Below are 14,766 nucleotides of genomic sequence, written 5' to 3' on the forward strand. Positions count from 1 at the left end.
ATGCGCGACCTCTTCGGCAAAATGCTCCTGCCGCTGGGCATGTTCCTGCTCTGGCTGCTGCTCAACGAATCGCTGTCCTGGGGGCAGGTCGCGCTGGGCGGCGCCCTGGCGCTGTGGCTGGGCTGGGCCTCCACGCGGCTGCGGCCGCTCAAGGCCAAGCCGCGCCGCTTCTATCTGCTGCCCGGGCTGTTCTGCCGCGTGCTGGTGGATATCGTCCGCTCCAACTGGGCGGTCACCCAGCTCATCTGGCGGCCCCATGCGGCCATGTCGCCAGGCTTTATGCGCATCCCGCTGACCCTGCGCGATCCGCACGGCCAGGCCATGCTGGTCTGCATCCTGACCTACACGCCGGGCACGGTCGTCGTCGACATCTCGAGCGACAACGCGCTCACCCTGCATGTGCTCGACCTGCAGAACGAAGACGAGTGGGTGGCGCTGGTCAAGGGACGCTATGAGCGCACGCTGATGGAGGTATTCGAATAATGGGCCTGTTACTTTATTGGTCGGCGTCCTTCGCGCTGATCTGCTTCGGGATCGGCCTGGGCTGTGCCGTCATCCGCATCCTGCGCGGACCCACCGCCCAGGATCGCGTGCTGGCCCTGGACGCGGTCTATATCCAGGGCATGCTCATCATGCTGGTCTTCGGCCTGCGCGTGGGCACGGGCGTGTATTTCGACATCGCGCTCTTGATCGCGCTGTTCGGCTTCGTCGGTTCCACGGCCATGGCCAAGTTCCTGCTGCGAGGGGAGGTCATCGAACCATGATCGGCGCCGATATTCCGTGGTGGATCGCCGTGCCGGCCAGCCTGCTGCTGGTCGCCGGCGGCATGCTGGCCTTGACCGGCGCGGTAGGGCTGCTGCGCTTCGGGCATTTCTACGCCCGCATCCATGCGCCCACGCTGGGCAATACCCTGGGCGCGTGCAGCGTGTTGCTGGCCTCTATCCTGGTGTTTTCCTACCAGGCGTCGCGCCCCGTTTTCCATGAAGTGGTCATCGTCATCCTGCTGGTGCTGACCTCGCCGGTCACCGGCATGATGCTCATGCGCGCTGCGGTCTACCGTAACCGGGACGCCGAGGTGGGGCCCAACGTGCCCCGCACCAGCGCCAGCAGCGAGCCTTGACGGCATTACGCTTGGACAGCTCTGTAACATTTTGCGCATGCTCGGCGGGCCGGATTTGCGTAAGGTAAGGGTGTTACAGCTGTCAGCTTTGGTCCCCGGATCGTATCCGGCTTGTCAACCCAAACAGGAGATGACCATGAAACAAGCATATTCCCTCCGCCGACTGTCGCTGGGCGCCTGCTCGGCGCTGGCCCTGGGCGCCGCCCTGTGGGCCGCCAGCCCCGCCCACGCCGCCGACGACAACTCGCCCGACGCCGTCTACAAACGCGAGGTGGCCCGCTGCAATGCCGGCATGAGCACCGAGGATCGCAAGACCTGCCTGCGCGAGGCGGGTGCCGCGCGCGACGAGGCGCGCCGCAACCGCCTGGGCAATGGTTCGGGCAGCCTCGACCAGAACCGCATGCGCCGCTGCGATTCCCTGCCTGGCCAGCAGCGCCAGGACTGCATCACCCAGATGACCGATACGGCCAACACCACCACGCGCGGCAGCGTGGCCGGGGGCGGCATCCTGCGCGAGACGGTGATCCAGGTGCCGGCGGGCACGCCTGGCGCCATGCCCCAGGGCGGGGCGCCGGCCACCGCGCCCGGCAGCCTGCAGCCGGCGCCCATGCCGATGCGCTGATCCCGGACACGGGGCGGCCGGGGCCGCCCCGCAGCAACCCGGGCCGCATTCAGGCAAAATGGGGGCTCTCCCACTTCAATTGCCCCCGAATGTCCGACGTCATCGCCCTGGTATTCGACTTCGACGACACGCTGGCCCCGGACAGCACCACCGGCTTTCTGGAAAGCATGGGCGTGGACACCGCCGCCTTCTGGAAAGAATCCGTCGATCCCCTCCTGTCGCAGGGCGACTGGGATCCGGTACCCGCCTATCTCTACAAGATGATCGAGCTCTCCCGCCAGGGCGGACATGGGGCGATCACGCGCGAGCGGCTGCGGGAGTGGGGCGCCAGGCTGCCCCTGCACAAGGGCGTGGCCACGCTTTTCGGCCGTCTGCGCCAAGCCGTGCGCGCCGCCCATCCCCGCATCCAGCTGGAGTTCTACCTGATCTCCAGCGGCATCGGCGACATCGTGCGCGCCACGCCCATCGCGGCCGAATTCACCGACATCTGGGCTTCCGAATTCATCTACGACGACGACGGCGGCATCAGCTTCCCGCGCCGCATCGTCAGCTTTACCGACAAGACCCGCTATCTCTTCCACATCCAGAAGGGGCTGGTGGGACCGGAGTTCCGCAACAAACCCTTCGAGGTCAACCGCAAGGTGCCCGAAGACAGGCTGCGCGTGCCTTTCGACCAGATGGTCTTCGTCGGTGACGGCTACACCGACATTCCCTGCTTCTCGCTCATCCGCCGCGCCGGCGGCTATGCCTTCGGCGTCTGGGATCCCAGCCACCGCGACAAGCGCAGCCGGGCTTGGGGCTTTGTCGAGCAGGGGCGGGTGTCCAATCTCAATTTCGCGCGCTACGACGAGGAAGCCGAGTTGTATCAATTGCTGGAGGCCGCCCTCATCGGCCTGGCCGGCAGCGTCTCCCTGAAGTCCAGGACCTACGGTGGCTGACGGCATGGCCGTGGCGGCCGACGACGTCTATATGCGGCTGGCGCTGGACCAGGCGCGCCTGGCCTATGAGGCCGGCGAGGTGCCGGTGGGCGCGGTGGTGGTCGATGGCCGGGGCCAGGTGCTGGGCGCCGGCTACAACCGCACTATCCTGGATGCCGATCCCACGGCGCACGCCGAAGTCGTGGCCCTGCGCGCGGCGGCCCGCCAGCTGGGCAACTACCGCCTGCCGGGCCTGGCGCTCTATGTCACCCTCGAGCCCTGCGTCATGTGCATCGGCGCCATGCTGCATGCGCGCCTGGCGCGCGTAGTCTATGGCGCCCACGACCCCAAGACCGGGGCTTGCGGCAGCGTGCTCGACGTCGGCGCGGTGGCTCAACTCAATCATCACACCACGGTAAGCGGGGGCGTGCTCGCGCAGCCCTGCGCGGATCTGCTGCGGGCGTTCTTCCGCGAACGCCGCAAGAAGGAAAATACAGCATGAAGAAAAACACCAAGGCCGCCCATCACGAGGGCCACGACCATGAATGCGGGCCGGCTTGCGAACATCATCCGGCCGCGGCCGGCGGCATCTACCTGGTGTCGCCGTCCTCGGCGGTGCGCGATCCGCAGACCATCGAGCTGGCCCGGCAACGCCTGGCCGCCGAAGGCTTCAAGACCGTGCTCGACCGCTCGGCGCTGGCCACGCACCAGCGTTTTGCCGGCACCGACAAGCAGCGCCTGGCCGGCCTGGCGCGCGCGGCGGCCCAGAAACAGCCCATCGTGATGGCCACGCGCGGCGGCTACGGCCTGTCGCGCCTGCTGCCGCATATCGACTGGAAGGCCATGGCCGACAGCGGCAAGCGCTTTGTGGGGATGAGCGATTTCACGGCCTTCAACCTGGCCTTGCTGGCGCGCACCGGCGCAGTCAGCTATACCGGCGCCACCGCCGTGCGCGACTTCGGCGGCAAGCGTACCGATGAGCTCACCGTGGCGTTGTTCGGCGAAATCATGCGCGGCGAGCTGGAGATCCTGAGCTTCGAGACGCGCGACGCCGATGCGGTCGATGCGCGCGGCGTGCTGTGGGGCGGCAACCTGGCCACCCTGATGTCCCTGCTGGGCACGCCTTATTTTCCCAAGGTGCGCGGCGGCATCCTGTTCCTGGAAGATGTCTCCGAGCATCCTTATCGCATCGAGCGCATGCTGGCCCAGCTGGCCCAGGCCGGCGTACTGCAAAAGCAGAAGGCCATCCTGCTGGGCGGGTTCAGCGACTACAAGCTGGCCGCCCATGACCAGGGCTACGATCTGCCCGAGGTCATCAAGTGGCTGCGCCGCGAGGTCAAGGTGCCCGTCGTCACCGGTCTGCCCTATGGCCATGGCGATCTCAAGGCCACGCTGCCGATCGGGCAGAAGGTCGGGATCGCGACCGAGCGCGGCCTGGCCCACCTGGTGATCGACGAACACCACCACTGAGCCCGCTTTTGGGCGGATTCCGTCCCCGGCCGGGGACGGACCGGGGCACAAATCCGCCGGGCTTGGTACACTGTCAGGTTTACTCCACCGGCTGTGGCCTTGCGCCTTCGCGCTTTGCTTGCCCTGCCGGGCCGGCCCGTCGATCGGCGCCGTCATATCGGCCGGGCATCGCGCCGATCTCGTCCGGGCGCTCGTGGCCTGTATCAGCATATTCATCAGACACCGTGATCTCTACTGCCAATCTCACCATTCAGTTTGGTCCCAAACCGCTTTTCGAGAACGTCAGCGTCAAGTTCGGGGAGGGCAACCGGTATGGCCTCATCGGGGCCAACGGTTCGGGCAAGTCCACCTTCATGAAGATCATCGGCGGCGATCTCGAAGCCTCCGCCGGGAATGTGTCGCTCGAGCCGGGCGTGCGCCTGGGCAAGCTGCGCCAGGACCAGTTCGCCTTCGAAGACGTGCGGGTGCTGGACGTGGTGATGATGGGCCACACCGAGATGTGGGCCGCCATGTCCGAGCGCGATGCCATCTACGCCAATCCGGAAGCCACCGAAGATGACTACATGCGGGCGGCCGACCTGGAGGCCAAGTTCGCCGAATATGACGGCTATACCGCCGAGGCGCGGGCAGGCGAACTGCTGCTAGGCCTGGAAATCGCCGTGGACCAGCACAACCTGCTGATGCGCGAAATCGCCCCGGGCTGGAAGCTGCGCGTGCTGCTCGCCCAGGCGCTGTTCTCCAATCCCGATGTGCTGCTGCTGGACGAGCCGACCAACAACCTGGACATCAACACCATCCGCTGGCTGGAAAACGTGCTCAATGGCTACCAGAGCACCATGATCATCATCAGCCATGATCGCCACTTCCTGAACCAGGTGTGCACCCACATGGCCGACGTGGACTACGGCGATATCCGAATCTACCCGGGCAATTACGATGATTACATGCTGGCTTCCACGCAGGCGCGCGAGCGCCTGACGGCCAACAACGCCAAGGCCAAGGAACGCATCAGCGAGCTGCAGGACTTCGTGCGCCGTTTCGCGGCCAACAAGTCCAAGTCACGCCAGGCCACCTCGCGCCTGAAGCAGATCGACCGCATCAAGGCCGAGCAGGTCGAAGTCAAGCCGTCCTCGCGCCAGAACCCCTATATCCGCTTCGAACAGAACAAGGTCATGCACCGCCAGGCCGTGACGGTCGAGCGCCTGTGCAAGAGCTACGATGCGCCGGTCATCCGCGATTTCTCGGCCATGGTCGAGGCGGGCGAGAAGATCGCCATCATCGGCGCCAATGGCGTGGGCAAGACCACCTTGCTGCGGCTGCTGGCCATGGACCTGGCGCCGGATTCCGGCACGGTGAAGTGGTCGGAGAACGCCGACATGGGCTATATGGCCCAGGACGTCTCCGATCAGTTCCAGCAGACCGACATCAATCTGTTCGACTGGATGGCGGCTTACCGCCAGCCGGGCGACGATGATCAGGCCATCCGATCGGCCCTGGGCCGCCTGCTGTTCTCCAGCGACGACCTGCCCAAGGCGCCCAAGGTGCTGTCCGGCGGCGAGAAGAACCGCATGACCTTCGGCCGCCTGATGCTGGGCCGCCACAACGTGCTGCTGCTGGACGAGCCTACCAACCACCTCGACATGGAATCCATCGAGTCGCTGCAGTTCGCGCTCGAGAAGTTCCAGGGCACGCTGTTCTTTGTCTCGCACGACCGCGAATTCGTCAGCGGCCTGGCCACGCGCGTGATCGAAATCCTGCCTTCGGGCGAGATCGTCGACTACCGCGGCGGCTACGAAGACTACCTGTCCTCGCGCGGCATCGAGGGCTGATCGTCCCAGACCCGCGTGGCGCGCGGGCTGTCCATGCGATAGTCCGTATAGCGCCGCGCAAAAAACTCCCTGCCTAGCTCCCGCGCCGCCTCCAGCGGCCGGCGCGGATCATGCTCGACCTCGCCCCGCGCATTGCCTACCCCGTGCACATAGCCCACGAAGGCGGAATGGGTGTAGCGGCTGTACTCCTGCACCTGGTGCACGATGCCCAGGGCCACGCCCGGATAGCTTTCCTCGGACGCCACGGCCAGGCCCAGGCGCTTGCCCGACATCGCCTGTTGCACCTGCCGCGATCGTGGATTGGCCGCCGAGTAATAGCTGAAACTGCGGTCGAAAAAGGCCTTCATCTGGGCCGACATGCCATACCAATAGATGGGCGTGGCGAAGACCACTCCGTCGGCGGGCAGGAAATGTTCCAGGAATAGCGCCTCATAGCGGTCGGCCGGGGGCGGCTGGTGGCGCGTGTCGACGAGGGCGCCGGCGATGTAGTCATCGGCGTGGCAGACGGTGGCCCGGCTGCCGGCCTCGGCCGCGCCTTCGGCCACGGCCCGGGCCAGCCGGGCGCTGTTGCCGTCGCGCCGCGGGCTGCCGACGAGGATAAGCAGGGAAGGGTGATCGGATTTCATCATGGCTCCTGGGCTGAAAGCGCCAATCTATTCACCGCGCCACGGGTTGCCAAATGATGCTTGCTCGCCATGGGTGAGATAAATTCATCTCTTTGCATGCTGGTGGAGGTCTTGCCATGTTTGCCCGCCTGCCGTTGCCCGGGCTGCGCGTCTTCGAGGCCGTGGCGCGCCTGTCGAGTTTCAAGCGCGCCGCCGCCGAACTCGCGGTCACGCCCACGGCCGTGTCGCACCAGATCCGCGCCCTGGAGCGCCAATTGGGCTTTGCCCTGTTCGACCGCCTGCCGCGCGGCGCGCGCCTGACCGCGCGGGGCGCGCAACTGTTCCATACCGTGCATGGCGCGCTCCTGGAGCTGGCCCAGACCCTGGACCGGCTGCGTCCCGCGCCCGCCGAGGGCAGCTTGACGGTGACCACCACGCCGTCTTTCGCCGCCCTCTGGCTGGTGCCGAGGCTGGGCCGCTTCTACGACGCTCATCCCGGCCTGCATCTGCGGCTGGACACGCGGCCCGAAGTGCTGGATTTGTTGCAGGACGCCAGCCTGGACCTGGCTATCCGCTACGGGCAGGGTCCTTATCCCGGCCTCTACCAGGCCGCCGAACTGCGCGAGCGCTTTTCCGTCTATGGCGCCCCGGCGCTGCTGGCCCGGCCCGTTGCCGGCCTGCCTACGCTCATCAGCGTGCACTGGCGCGACTCGACGCTCTATGCCCAGGCCTGGGAGGCCTGGTGCCAGGCGGCGGGCCTGCCCTGGCAGGCCGCGCCCCGGCGGCTCTACGAAGAGGAAAACCACGCCCTGCAAGCCGCGGTGGCCGGCCAGGGCCTGGTGCTGGCCAGTTCGCTGATGGTGGCCGACAGCGTTGCCCATGGGCTGCTGCGTCCCCTGCGGCCCGAGGTCAGCGTGCCCGGTGCCGCCTATGCCGTGCTGTGCGCGCCCGGCCGCGAACGGCATCCCCCGGTGGCGGCCTTCCTGGACTGGATGGCGCGGCAGTAAGGCGCGCCCCTCGTTATATAGCTTTAAGTTGTTAAAACATGCGATAAATATCGTTTGAGTTCATATAACTGATTGTTAGATTACGAAGCAACCCCCAAGCCGCCTCGCGGCGGCCGAGATGCCCATGAATCTGACTTTCGATCACGTCCACAAGCAATTCGGCGACCTGCGCGTCGTCGATGGCTTCAGCAGCGAGTTCAAGACCGGCGAACTGGTCGCCCTGGTCGGCCCCTCGGGCTGCGGCAAATCCACCTTGCTGCACCTGGCCGCCGGCCTGGAGAGCGCCACGCAAGGCCGGGTGCTGGCCGATGGACAGCCCGTGGCCGGCCCGCATCCCAGCCGCACCCTGGTCTTCCAGGAGCACGCGCTTTATCCCTGGCTGACGCTGCGCGACAACGTGGCCCTGGCCCTGGAGTTCCAGAAGACGCCCAAGCGCCAGGCCCGCGCCGGCGCCGATGCCTGGCTGGCCCGGGTTGGGCTCGCCGGCTTCGAGCACTACTACCCCCACCAGGTATCCGGCGGCATGCGCCAGCGCGCCGCGCTGGCCCGCGCCTTCATCGCCCAGCCGCAGACCCTGCTCATGGACGAACCCTTCGGCGCGCTGGACGCGCTCACCCGGCTCAGCCTGCAGGACGTGCTGCGCCAGCTGATCCGCGAAGAAAAGCCCACGGTGCTGCTGGTCACCCACGATGTCGACGAGGCCTTGTTCCTGGCCGACCGTATCGTCGTCTTCTCGCCGCGTCCGGCCCGTGTGCTGCGCGAGTTCAATCTCGCCCATCGCGCCAAGACGCATGACCTGGCCGACCTGGCCGGCGAAAAGCGCGAGATCCTGCGCCTGCTGGGCATTGCCGTGGACGAAGACCACGCCGCCCAGGCCCTGGCCGCCTGATTCGCCGGGCAAGCCGGGCTTGCCCTCACCCGCAATACTGGAGACACATATGAAGTTCAAGCAATGGTTGTCGCTGCCCCTGGCGGCGGCGCTCCTGGCCGCCGCGCCGGCCATGGCGGCCGAGAAATTCCGCGTGGGCTATCTGCGCGTCATGGACGACGCGCAGGCCATCGTCGCCCAGGAAGGCGGCTATTACCAGAAAGCGGGCCTGGACTCCGAACTGATCGAGTTCAAATCGGGTACCGACCTCATCAAGGCCATCGTCGGGGGCCAGCTCGACATCGGCGTGCTGGGCTTTACCAATGCGGTGGCCTGGGCCTCCAAGGGCGCCGACCTGAAGGTGGTAGGCGGCGCCCAGCAGGGCTATCACTCCCTCCTGGTGCGCGATGATTCGGGCATCAAGGACATCGCCGGCCTGAAGGGCAAGACGCTGGCCTCGCAGGCCGAAGGCAGCACCGCCGACGTGGTGCTCAAGGGCGTGGTGCTCAAGGAAGGCAAGCTGGGCGACGGCGATGTCAACGTGATGGGCGTCAGCCCCGCCGTGGCCGTGCAGTCGCTGGTGGGCAAGCGCGTGGACGCGGCCTTCCTGTTCGAGCCCTATGACCGCATCGCGCAGCTGGTCGCGCCGGTCAAGCAGATCTATGAAGTGGGCCAGTCCTGGCCGTTCCCGTGCATGGTGGTGATCACCTCGGGCGAGGTCCTGGCCAAGCGCAAGGACGACGTCTGGAAGGCCCTGGACGCCCAGAAGGCCGCCATCGACCTGCTGCAGAACAAGCCCGATGAAGCGTCCAAGCTGATTGCCTCCTACTTCATTGCCGAACCCACGCTCAAGACCCTGGCACGCGGCGAGCTGCCGCGCGAGACGGTGATCAGCGAGGCCATCCGCACCCAGGTGTTCACGCCGGCCCTGACCGACAAAGACACCAAGCGCATGCAGGAAATCGCCGATATCCTTCAGGCCCAGGGCTCGCTGAAGACCCGTGATGGCAAGCCCTATGACGTATCGTCGATTGTCGATCTGTCCTGGCAAGAGGCGCGCAAACTTTGAGCTCCCGTGTGACCGGCACGCGCAAGCACCTGGCCGGGGTGCTTGGCGTGCTCTTCATTTTGCTGCTGTGGCAGACGGCAGCCTGGATCCTCCCCGACTTCCTGATGCCCGGCGTGCCCGCGGTCCTGGGCCGTCTGTTCGAGGAAATCGGCAAAAGCAGTTTCCACCAGGCCCTGGCCGGGACGCTGGCGCGGCTCGGGGCGGGCTATGGCCTGGCCTTGCTGGCCGGCATCGGCTTTGGGTTGATCGCGGCCTTGCTGTTCTTCTTCCGCGAGGTGCTGCGCAGCGCCATCGTCATCCTGCAGTCGATTCCCTCGATCGCCTGGGTGCCGCTGTTTCTCATCGTGATGGGCTTCGGCAATACGCCCATCATCGTGGTGGTGGCCCTCTCGGCTTTCTTCCCGGCCGCGCTGAGCGTGATGAATGCCACCGAGTCGGTGCAGCGCGTGCATGTCTCGGCGGCCCGCGTCATGGGAGCCTCGCCCTGGGGCCTGGTCAAGCGGGTCTACCTGCCGGCGGTGATGCCCGAGCTGATCACGGGCGCGCAGCTGGCCTTCGGCAACGCCTGGCGGGCGCTGATCTCGGCCGAGATGCTGATCGGTTTCGGCAAGGGCCTGGGCCGTTCGCTCGCCTATTCGGGCGAGATCGCCGACATGACGGGCGTGATGGCCAACATCCTGGTTATTGCCGTCCTGGCCGCGCTGATCGACCAGTTCGTGCTTGAAAACCTCAAGCACCGCCTGCTGCGCTACCAATACGTATGACGCCATGAAACCGGCTTTGCTCCCGTCCTTGCTGCTCGCCCTGGCCGCCCTGTGCGGCACGGCGGCGCAGGCCCAGGAGGCCTTCGCCCAGGCGCGGGCGCGCGGCGAGCTGCGCGTCGGCGTGCCGGCGCTGGCGCCGGCTCCCGTGGCGGGCGCCAAGCTGCGCACGCCCGAAGGACTGGAGCAGCCCGCCGCCGCGCGCCTGGCCGAGCGCCTGGGCCTGCCGCTGGTGCTGGTCGAGGTGCCTGCCGCGCAGGCGCAGGCCGCGCTGGCCGAGGGCCGCGCCGATGTCGTGCTCGCCGAGCGCGCCGACGGCACGGCGCCGGAGCAGGGCTGGGTGGGCAGCCGCTATACCGTCCAGCCCAAGGCCGTCATCCGCAGCGACACCCCGATGCGCAACTGGTCGCAGGCGGCCGGCAAGCGCGTCTGCATGGCCCGGGCCAATACGCGGGCCCAGGCCCTGGCCCGGGCCCATGACGCCGTGGTGCAGCCGTATCGTGTCCCGTCCGATGCGCTGGTCGCCGTGCGCGAAGGGCAATGCGACATCGCGCTGATCGACGATGGGGTCTGGAACGCGCTCATGCGTTTTCCCGAGTGGCGCAAGTTTTCCTCGACCCTGCCGCCCGAAGGCCGCCGCGCCGAGCTGGGCTGGCTGGCGCCGGCGCCCGAGGCGGCCTGGCTGCAGAGCGAAATGCGCACCTGGCAGGCCAACGGCAGCTGGAACGCCATGACCGCCAAATGGGCGCGCGACGTCGCCTTCGACGTCTACCTGGACCAGGAAGTGCCCGACTGCCACGGCTGAGCCGGGCGGTACAATCCGGCGGTATGCCGCAAACCCTCGCCGCCGCCTGCGCCTTCCAGGAAGACATCAAGAAAAGCCGCTTTGCCGCCCACGCCGCGCCGGTCGCGAGCGTGGCCGAGGCCATGGCTTTCTTCGCGGCGCACAGCGTGCCGGAGGCCACCCACAATTGCTGGGCCTATCGCATCGGCAACGAATACCGCTACAACGATGACGGCGAGCCGGGCGGCACGGCCGGACGCCCCATCCTGCAGGCCATAGACGGCCAGGGGCTGGACCGCGTCGCGGTGCTGGTGGTGCGCTGGTTCGGGGGCATCAAGCTGGGGGCGGGCGGCCTGGTGCGCGCCTATGGCGGCTGCGCGGCCAACTGCCTGCGCGCCGGCCAGTACCTGGACATCGTCCCCACCTTGCGGGTCAGTTGCCGCTGCGGCTTTGCCGAGCAGCCGCTGCTGCGCGCGCGGCTGGCGCCAGCGGGGGCGCAGATCCTCGAAGAACAGTTCGACGCCTCGGGCGTGACCCTGTTGCTGGAGATGCCCGTGGAGGCCGAGCCCGGGCTGGCGCGCGTGGCGGCCAATATCACGCGCGGCCAGTCCGCCTGGGAGGTGTTGCGGCCGCCCGGGGCGGGCGGCTGAGGCTCAGGCCTGCTCGCCGTCGGCCTTGTCGCGGGCCTCGGCGATGTCGCGGTGCACCTGGGCCATGTCAACGTCCTTGACCTTGGTCAGCAGCTCATCGAGCTGGCCGGCGCTCAGCGCGCCGGGTTGCGAAAACAGCAGCACTTTTTCACGGAAGACCATCAGTGTCGGGATGGAGCGGATGCCCAGGGCGCCGGCCAGTTCCTGCTCGACATCGGTATTGACCTTGGCGAAGGTCACGTCGCCGTGCTTTTCGGCGGCCTGCTCGAACACCGGCGCAAAGCCGCGGCAGGGGCCGCACCAGGGGGCCCAGAAATCAATGATCAGCGTGCCGTCGGGCGTGATGGCGTCCTGGAAAGAGTCTTTGGTGAGTTCGACGATGCTCATGGCGTAGTCCTTGCCGGGTGACGGCGATAGGGGCGGGTTTCACCCAGTTTGCGCGGTCCGGGACCGCGATTCAAGTGCGGGTTCGGTATCCGAACCCGGGTGGTGGCGTCAGGCGCTGCGCGCGACGCCGGCGTCCTGCTTGAGCGCGGCGACGATTTCATAGGAGCGCAGCCGGTCTTCGTGGCGATAGAAATCCGACACGATCATGACCTCGTCGGCCTCGGTGCGGGCGACGATGTCCTCCAGCTTGCGCTTGACCGTCTCCGGGCCGCCGACGATGGCCGCGCCCAGTTTCTGTTCGACCGCGGCGCGTTCCCATTCGTTCCAGTGGCCGTCCATGCTTTCGACCGGAGGCTGCAGCGGCAGGCGGTTGCCGCGGATCAGGGACAGGAATTTGAGCTGCTGCGTCGTCGACAGGAAGCGGGCTTCTTCGTCCGTCGGCGCGGCCACGACCGGCACGCCTATCATGGCATGGGGGCGGGCCAGCGCGGCCGAGGGCTTGAACAGGTGACGGTACAGGCGCATGGCCGCCATGCCCTCGGGTGAGAAATGCCCGGCAAAGGAGAAGGGCAGGCCCAGCTCGGCGGCCATGCGGGCCGAGAAGTCGCTCGAACCCAGCAGCCAGATCGGGATGTCCAGGCCGGCGCCGGGAATCGCGCGCACGGCCTGGCCGGGCCGCTCGGGCGCCAGGTAGGCGCGCAGCTCTTCGACCAGCGACGGGAATTCCAGCCCGCTGCGCGGGCCGCGGCGCAGCGCCTGCTGCGTGGCGCCGTCGCTGCCGGGCGCGCGGCCCAGGCCCAGGTCGATGCGGCCCGGGTAGAGGCTTTCCAGCGTGCCGAACTGCTCGGCGATGATGAGCGGCGCATGGTTGGGCAGCATGATGCCGCCCGAGCCCACGCGCAGCGTGCGGGTCTGGCTTGCCACCAGCCCGATGAGCACGGCGGTGGCGCTGCTGGCCACGCCGGTGATGTTGTGGTGCTCGGCCAGCCAGAAGCGCCGGTAGCCCAGGCGCTCGACATGCCGGGCCAGGTCCACGGTATTGCGGAAGGCGTCCGCGGGCGTGCCGCCCTGGACGATGGGGGCGAGGTCGAGGACCGAAAAAGGGATGCTGGCCAATGCGCTCATTGATACGGGCTCCGTCTTCATGCCGGCCGTGATGCCGGCTATGAACAGCTGATTTTCAATACGGGGAGTGTATCGGCCTTTTCAAGCCAGGGTCCGAGCAACCTTGCCGCCGGGCGGGTCGATAGCCTCGCTATATCGACCCCATCGGCGCCAGGGGCAAATGCCCCCGGCCCCGCCCGGATTCACTCGGGGAAGAAGGCGTAGCGGACCACGAAGAGCGCGGCCACCAGCCAGGTCGCGGGGTGCACGTCGCGGATGCGGCCGGTGAAGGTCTTGAGCACCACATAGCTGATGAAACCGAAGGCCAGGCCATTGGCGATGGAGTACGTGAAGGGCATGACCAGCGCGGTCAGCGCGGCCGGCGTGGCTTCCGAGACGTCGTCCCAATCGATATCGATCAGCTCGCGCATCATCAGGCCGGCGACATAGAGCAGGGCGGGCGCGGTGGCGTAGGCGGGCACCGACCCGGCCAGCGGCGAGATGAACAGCGCGGCAAGGAACAGCAGCGCCACGACCAGGGCGGTCATGCCGGTGCGTCCGCCCGCCTGCACGCCCGAGGCGCTTTCGACATAGGCCGTGGTGCTGCTGGTGCCCAGCACCGAACCGGCCACGATGGCGGTGCTGTCGGCGAACAGCGCGCGGCCCAGGCGGTTGGGCCGGTCTTCGGGGACCAGCCCGGCGCGCTTGGCCACGCCCATCAGCGTGCCGGTGGCGTCGAACACTTCGACCAGCACGAAGACCAGGATGACGTGCACGAAACCGGCATGCAGCGCCCCCATGATGTCCAGCTTCATGAAGGTGGGCGCCAGGCTGGGCGGCGCGGCGAACACGCCCTTGAAGTCGTTGTAGCCCAGCGCCATGGACAGCACCGTCACCACCAGGATGCCGATCAGGATGGCGCCGCGCACGCGCAGCGCATCGAGCACGGCGATGATGAAGAAACCCAGGATGGCGAACAGCGGCGCGTGGCCGCGCAGGTCGCCCAGCGTCACCTTGGTGGCGGGGTGGGGGACGACGATGCCGGCGTTCGACAGCGCGATGATGGCCAGGAACAGGCCGATACCGGCGGCGATGGCGCTGCGCAGCGAGTGCGGGATGCCGCGGATCAGCCAGGCCCGGATGCCGGAGATGGTCAGGATGAGGAAGATGACGCCGGAGATGAACACCGCGCCCAGCGCCTGCTCCCAGGTGTAGCCCATGGTCTTGACCACGGTGAAGGCGAAAAAGGCGTTCAGCCCCATGCCCGGGGCCATGCCGATCGGCCAGTTGGCCACCAGGGCCATGATGAGCGAACCGAGCGCCGCCGCCAGGCAGGTGGCCACGAAGACCGCGTCGCGGTCCATGCCGGTCGAGGACAGGATGTCCGGGTTGACGAAGATGATGTATGACATCGTCAGGAAGGTCGTCAGCCCGGCGACGACTTCGGTCTTGGCCGAGGTGCCGTGCTCGCGCAGTTTGAATAGCTTCTCCAGCATTATTATTCCCGGTAGCGTGCGGATTAAGAAAAAGCGCGGCCCCCCCGCGCATGGCGTATTTTGGCACCGTGTAAACT

Annotated in this window: 18 protein-coding genes; 14 read left to right on the forward strand and 4 right to left on the reverse strand. The window is 67.4% G+C overall.

The genetic code is table 11. The features are described from left to right. The 8 genes from AXA74_RS06120 to AXA74_RS06155 all read left to right on the forward strand — a co-directional run bounded on the left by AXA74_RS06120 (position 1) and on the right by AXA74_RS06155 (position 5,958). A complete protein-coding gene (locus tag AXA74_RS06120; protein WP_029580728.1) occupies positions 1 to 483 on the forward strand; it encodes a Na+/H+ antiporter subunit E in 483 nt (160 codons plus the stop codon). Then, on the forward strand, positions 483 to 764 hold the full coding sequence (locus AXA74_RS06125) for a K+/H+ antiporter subunit F (RefSeq protein ID WP_032955200.1): 282 nt from the start codon (positions 483 to 485) through the stop codon (positions 762 to 764). The genes AXA74_RS06120 and AXA74_RS06125 overlap by 1 nt, the downstream gene beginning before the upstream one ends. Then, positions 761 to 1,120, forward strand: a complete 360-nt coding sequence (gene mnhG, locus AXA74_RS06130) for a monovalent cation/H(+) antiporter subunit G (RefSeq protein WP_029580730.1) — start codon at positions 761 to 763, stop codon at positions 1,118 to 1,120. The genes AXA74_RS06125 and mnhG overlap by 4 nt, the downstream gene beginning before the upstream one ends. A gap of 136 nt (positions 1,121 to 1,256) precedes the next feature. Next, a complete protein-coding gene (locus tag AXA74_RS06135) occupies positions 1,257 to 1,742 on the forward strand; it encodes a hypothetical protein (RefSeq protein ID WP_029580731.1) in 486 nt (161 codons plus the stop codon). Positions 1,743 to 1,831: 89 nt separating this feature from the next. Beyond that, positions 1,832 to 2,680, forward strand: a complete 849-nt coding sequence (locus AXA74_RS06140; protein ID WP_032973445.1) for a haloacid dehalogenase-like hydrolase — start codon at positions 1,832 to 1,834, stop codon at positions 2,678 to 2,680. Positions 2,681 to 2,711: 31 nt separating this feature from the next. Then, the gene (tadA, locus tag AXA74_RS06145; protein WP_029580733.1) at positions 2,712 to 3,161 is read left to right on the forward strand and encodes a tRNA adenosine(34) deaminase TadA; all 450 of its coding nucleotides are present in this window, start codon (positions 2,712 to 2,714) and stop codon (positions 3,159 to 3,161) included. Beyond that, complete coding sequence (locus AXA74_RS06150) at positions 3,158 to 4,129, forward strand: LD-carboxypeptidase (protein ID WP_029580734.1); 972 nt, start codon at positions 3,158 to 3,160, stop codon at positions 4,127 to 4,129. Before tadA ends, AXA74_RS06150 begins: the two co-directional genes overlap by 4 nt. A gap of 224 nt (positions 4,130 to 4,353) precedes the next feature. Beyond that, positions 4,354 to 5,958: an ABC-F family ATPase gene (locus AXA74_RS06155; RefSeq protein ID WP_029580735.1), complete on the forward strand. Its 1,605-nt coding sequence runs from the start codon at positions 4,354 to 4,356 to the stop codon at positions 5,956 to 5,958. On the opposite strand, the gene AXA74_RS06160 is transcribed toward AXA74_RS06155, so the two are convergent. Further along, positions 5,928 to 6,584: a flavodoxin family protein gene (locus AXA74_RS06160; protein WP_032979539.1), complete on the reverse strand. Its 657-nt coding sequence runs from the start codon at positions 6,582 to 6,584 to the stop codon at positions 5,928 to 5,930. The two genes, AXA74_RS06155 and AXA74_RS06160, sit on opposite strands and share 31 nt — an antisense overlap. Positions 6,585 to 6,700: 116 nt before the next feature. On the opposite strand from AXA74_RS06160, the gene AXA74_RS06165 reads away from it, so the two are divergent. From AXA74_RS06165 to AXA74_RS06190, 6 genes are all read left to right on the forward strand, one after another. Then, positions 6,701 to 7,570, forward strand: coding sequence for a LysR substrate-binding domain-containing protein (locus AXA74_RS06165; protein WP_032955203.1), 870 nt, complete (start codon positions 6,701 to 6,703; stop codon positions 7,568 to 7,570). 124 nt (positions 7,571 to 7,694) lie between these two features. Continuing rightward, on the forward strand, positions 7,695 to 8,459 hold the full coding sequence (locus AXA74_RS06170) for an ABC transporter ATP-binding protein (protein ID WP_029580738.1): 765 nt from the start codon (positions 7,695 to 7,697) through the stop codon (positions 8,457 to 8,459). A 49-nt stretch (positions 8,460 to 8,508) separates the two neighbouring features. Then, positions 8,509 to 9,507: an ABC transporter substrate-binding protein gene (locus tag AXA74_RS06175; protein ID WP_032955204.1), complete on the forward strand. Its 999-nt coding sequence runs from the start codon at positions 8,509 to 8,511 to the stop codon at positions 9,505 to 9,507. 8 nt (positions 9,508 to 9,515) lie between these two features. Continuing rightward, a complete protein-coding gene (locus AXA74_RS06180; protein ID WP_032955205.1) occupies positions 9,516 to 10,271 on the forward strand; it encodes an ABC transporter permease in 756 nt (251 codons plus the stop codon). A 4-nt stretch (positions 10,272 to 10,275) separates the two neighbouring features. Then, positions 10,276 to 11,073, forward strand: coding sequence for a type 2 periplasmic-binding domain-containing protein (locus AXA74_RS06185; protein WP_032955206.1), 798 nt, complete (start codon positions 10,276 to 10,278; stop codon positions 11,071 to 11,073). A 23-nt stretch (positions 11,074 to 11,096) separates the two neighbouring features. Beyond that, the gene (locus tag AXA74_RS06190) at positions 11,097 to 11,702 is read left to right on the forward strand and encodes an IMPACT family protein (protein WP_032955207.1); all 606 of its coding nucleotides are present in this window, start codon (positions 11,097 to 11,099) and stop codon (positions 11,700 to 11,702) included. Between the two features lie 3 nt (positions 11,703 to 11,705). Here the strand turns inward: AXA74_RS06190 and AXA74_RS06195 are convergent, their stop codons facing one another. The 3 genes from AXA74_RS06195 to AXA74_RS06205 form a co-directional block, all read right to left on the reverse strand. Continuing rightward, positions 11,706 to 12,089 carry a thioredoxin family protein gene (locus AXA74_RS06195; RefSeq protein WP_029580744.1) on the reverse strand — a complete coding sequence of 128 codons (384 nt, stop codon included), beginning with the start codon at positions 12,087 to 12,089 and terminating at the stop codon, positions 11,706 to 11,708. Positions 12,090 to 12,197: 108 nt separating this feature from the next. Further along, positions 12,198 to 13,214 carry an LLM class flavin-dependent oxidoreductase gene (locus tag AXA74_RS06200; RefSeq protein ID WP_029580745.1) on the reverse strand — a complete coding sequence of 339 codons (1,017 nt, stop codon included), beginning with the start codon at positions 13,212 to 13,214 and terminating at the stop codon, positions 12,198 to 12,200. Between the two features lie 182 nt (positions 13,215 to 13,396). After that, a complete protein-coding gene (locus AXA74_RS06205) occupies positions 13,397 to 14,689 on the reverse strand; it encodes an NCS2 family permease (protein ID WP_029580746.1) in 1,293 nt (430 codons plus the stop codon). Between the last annotated feature and the right edge of the window lie 77 nt (positions 14,690 to 14,766).

This window comes from Bordetella hinzii LMG 13501 (genome assembly GCF_001548475.1).
Classification (GTDB): Bacteria; Pseudomonadota; Gammaproteobacteria; order Burkholderiales; family Burkholderiaceae_B; genus Bordetella; species Bordetella hinzii.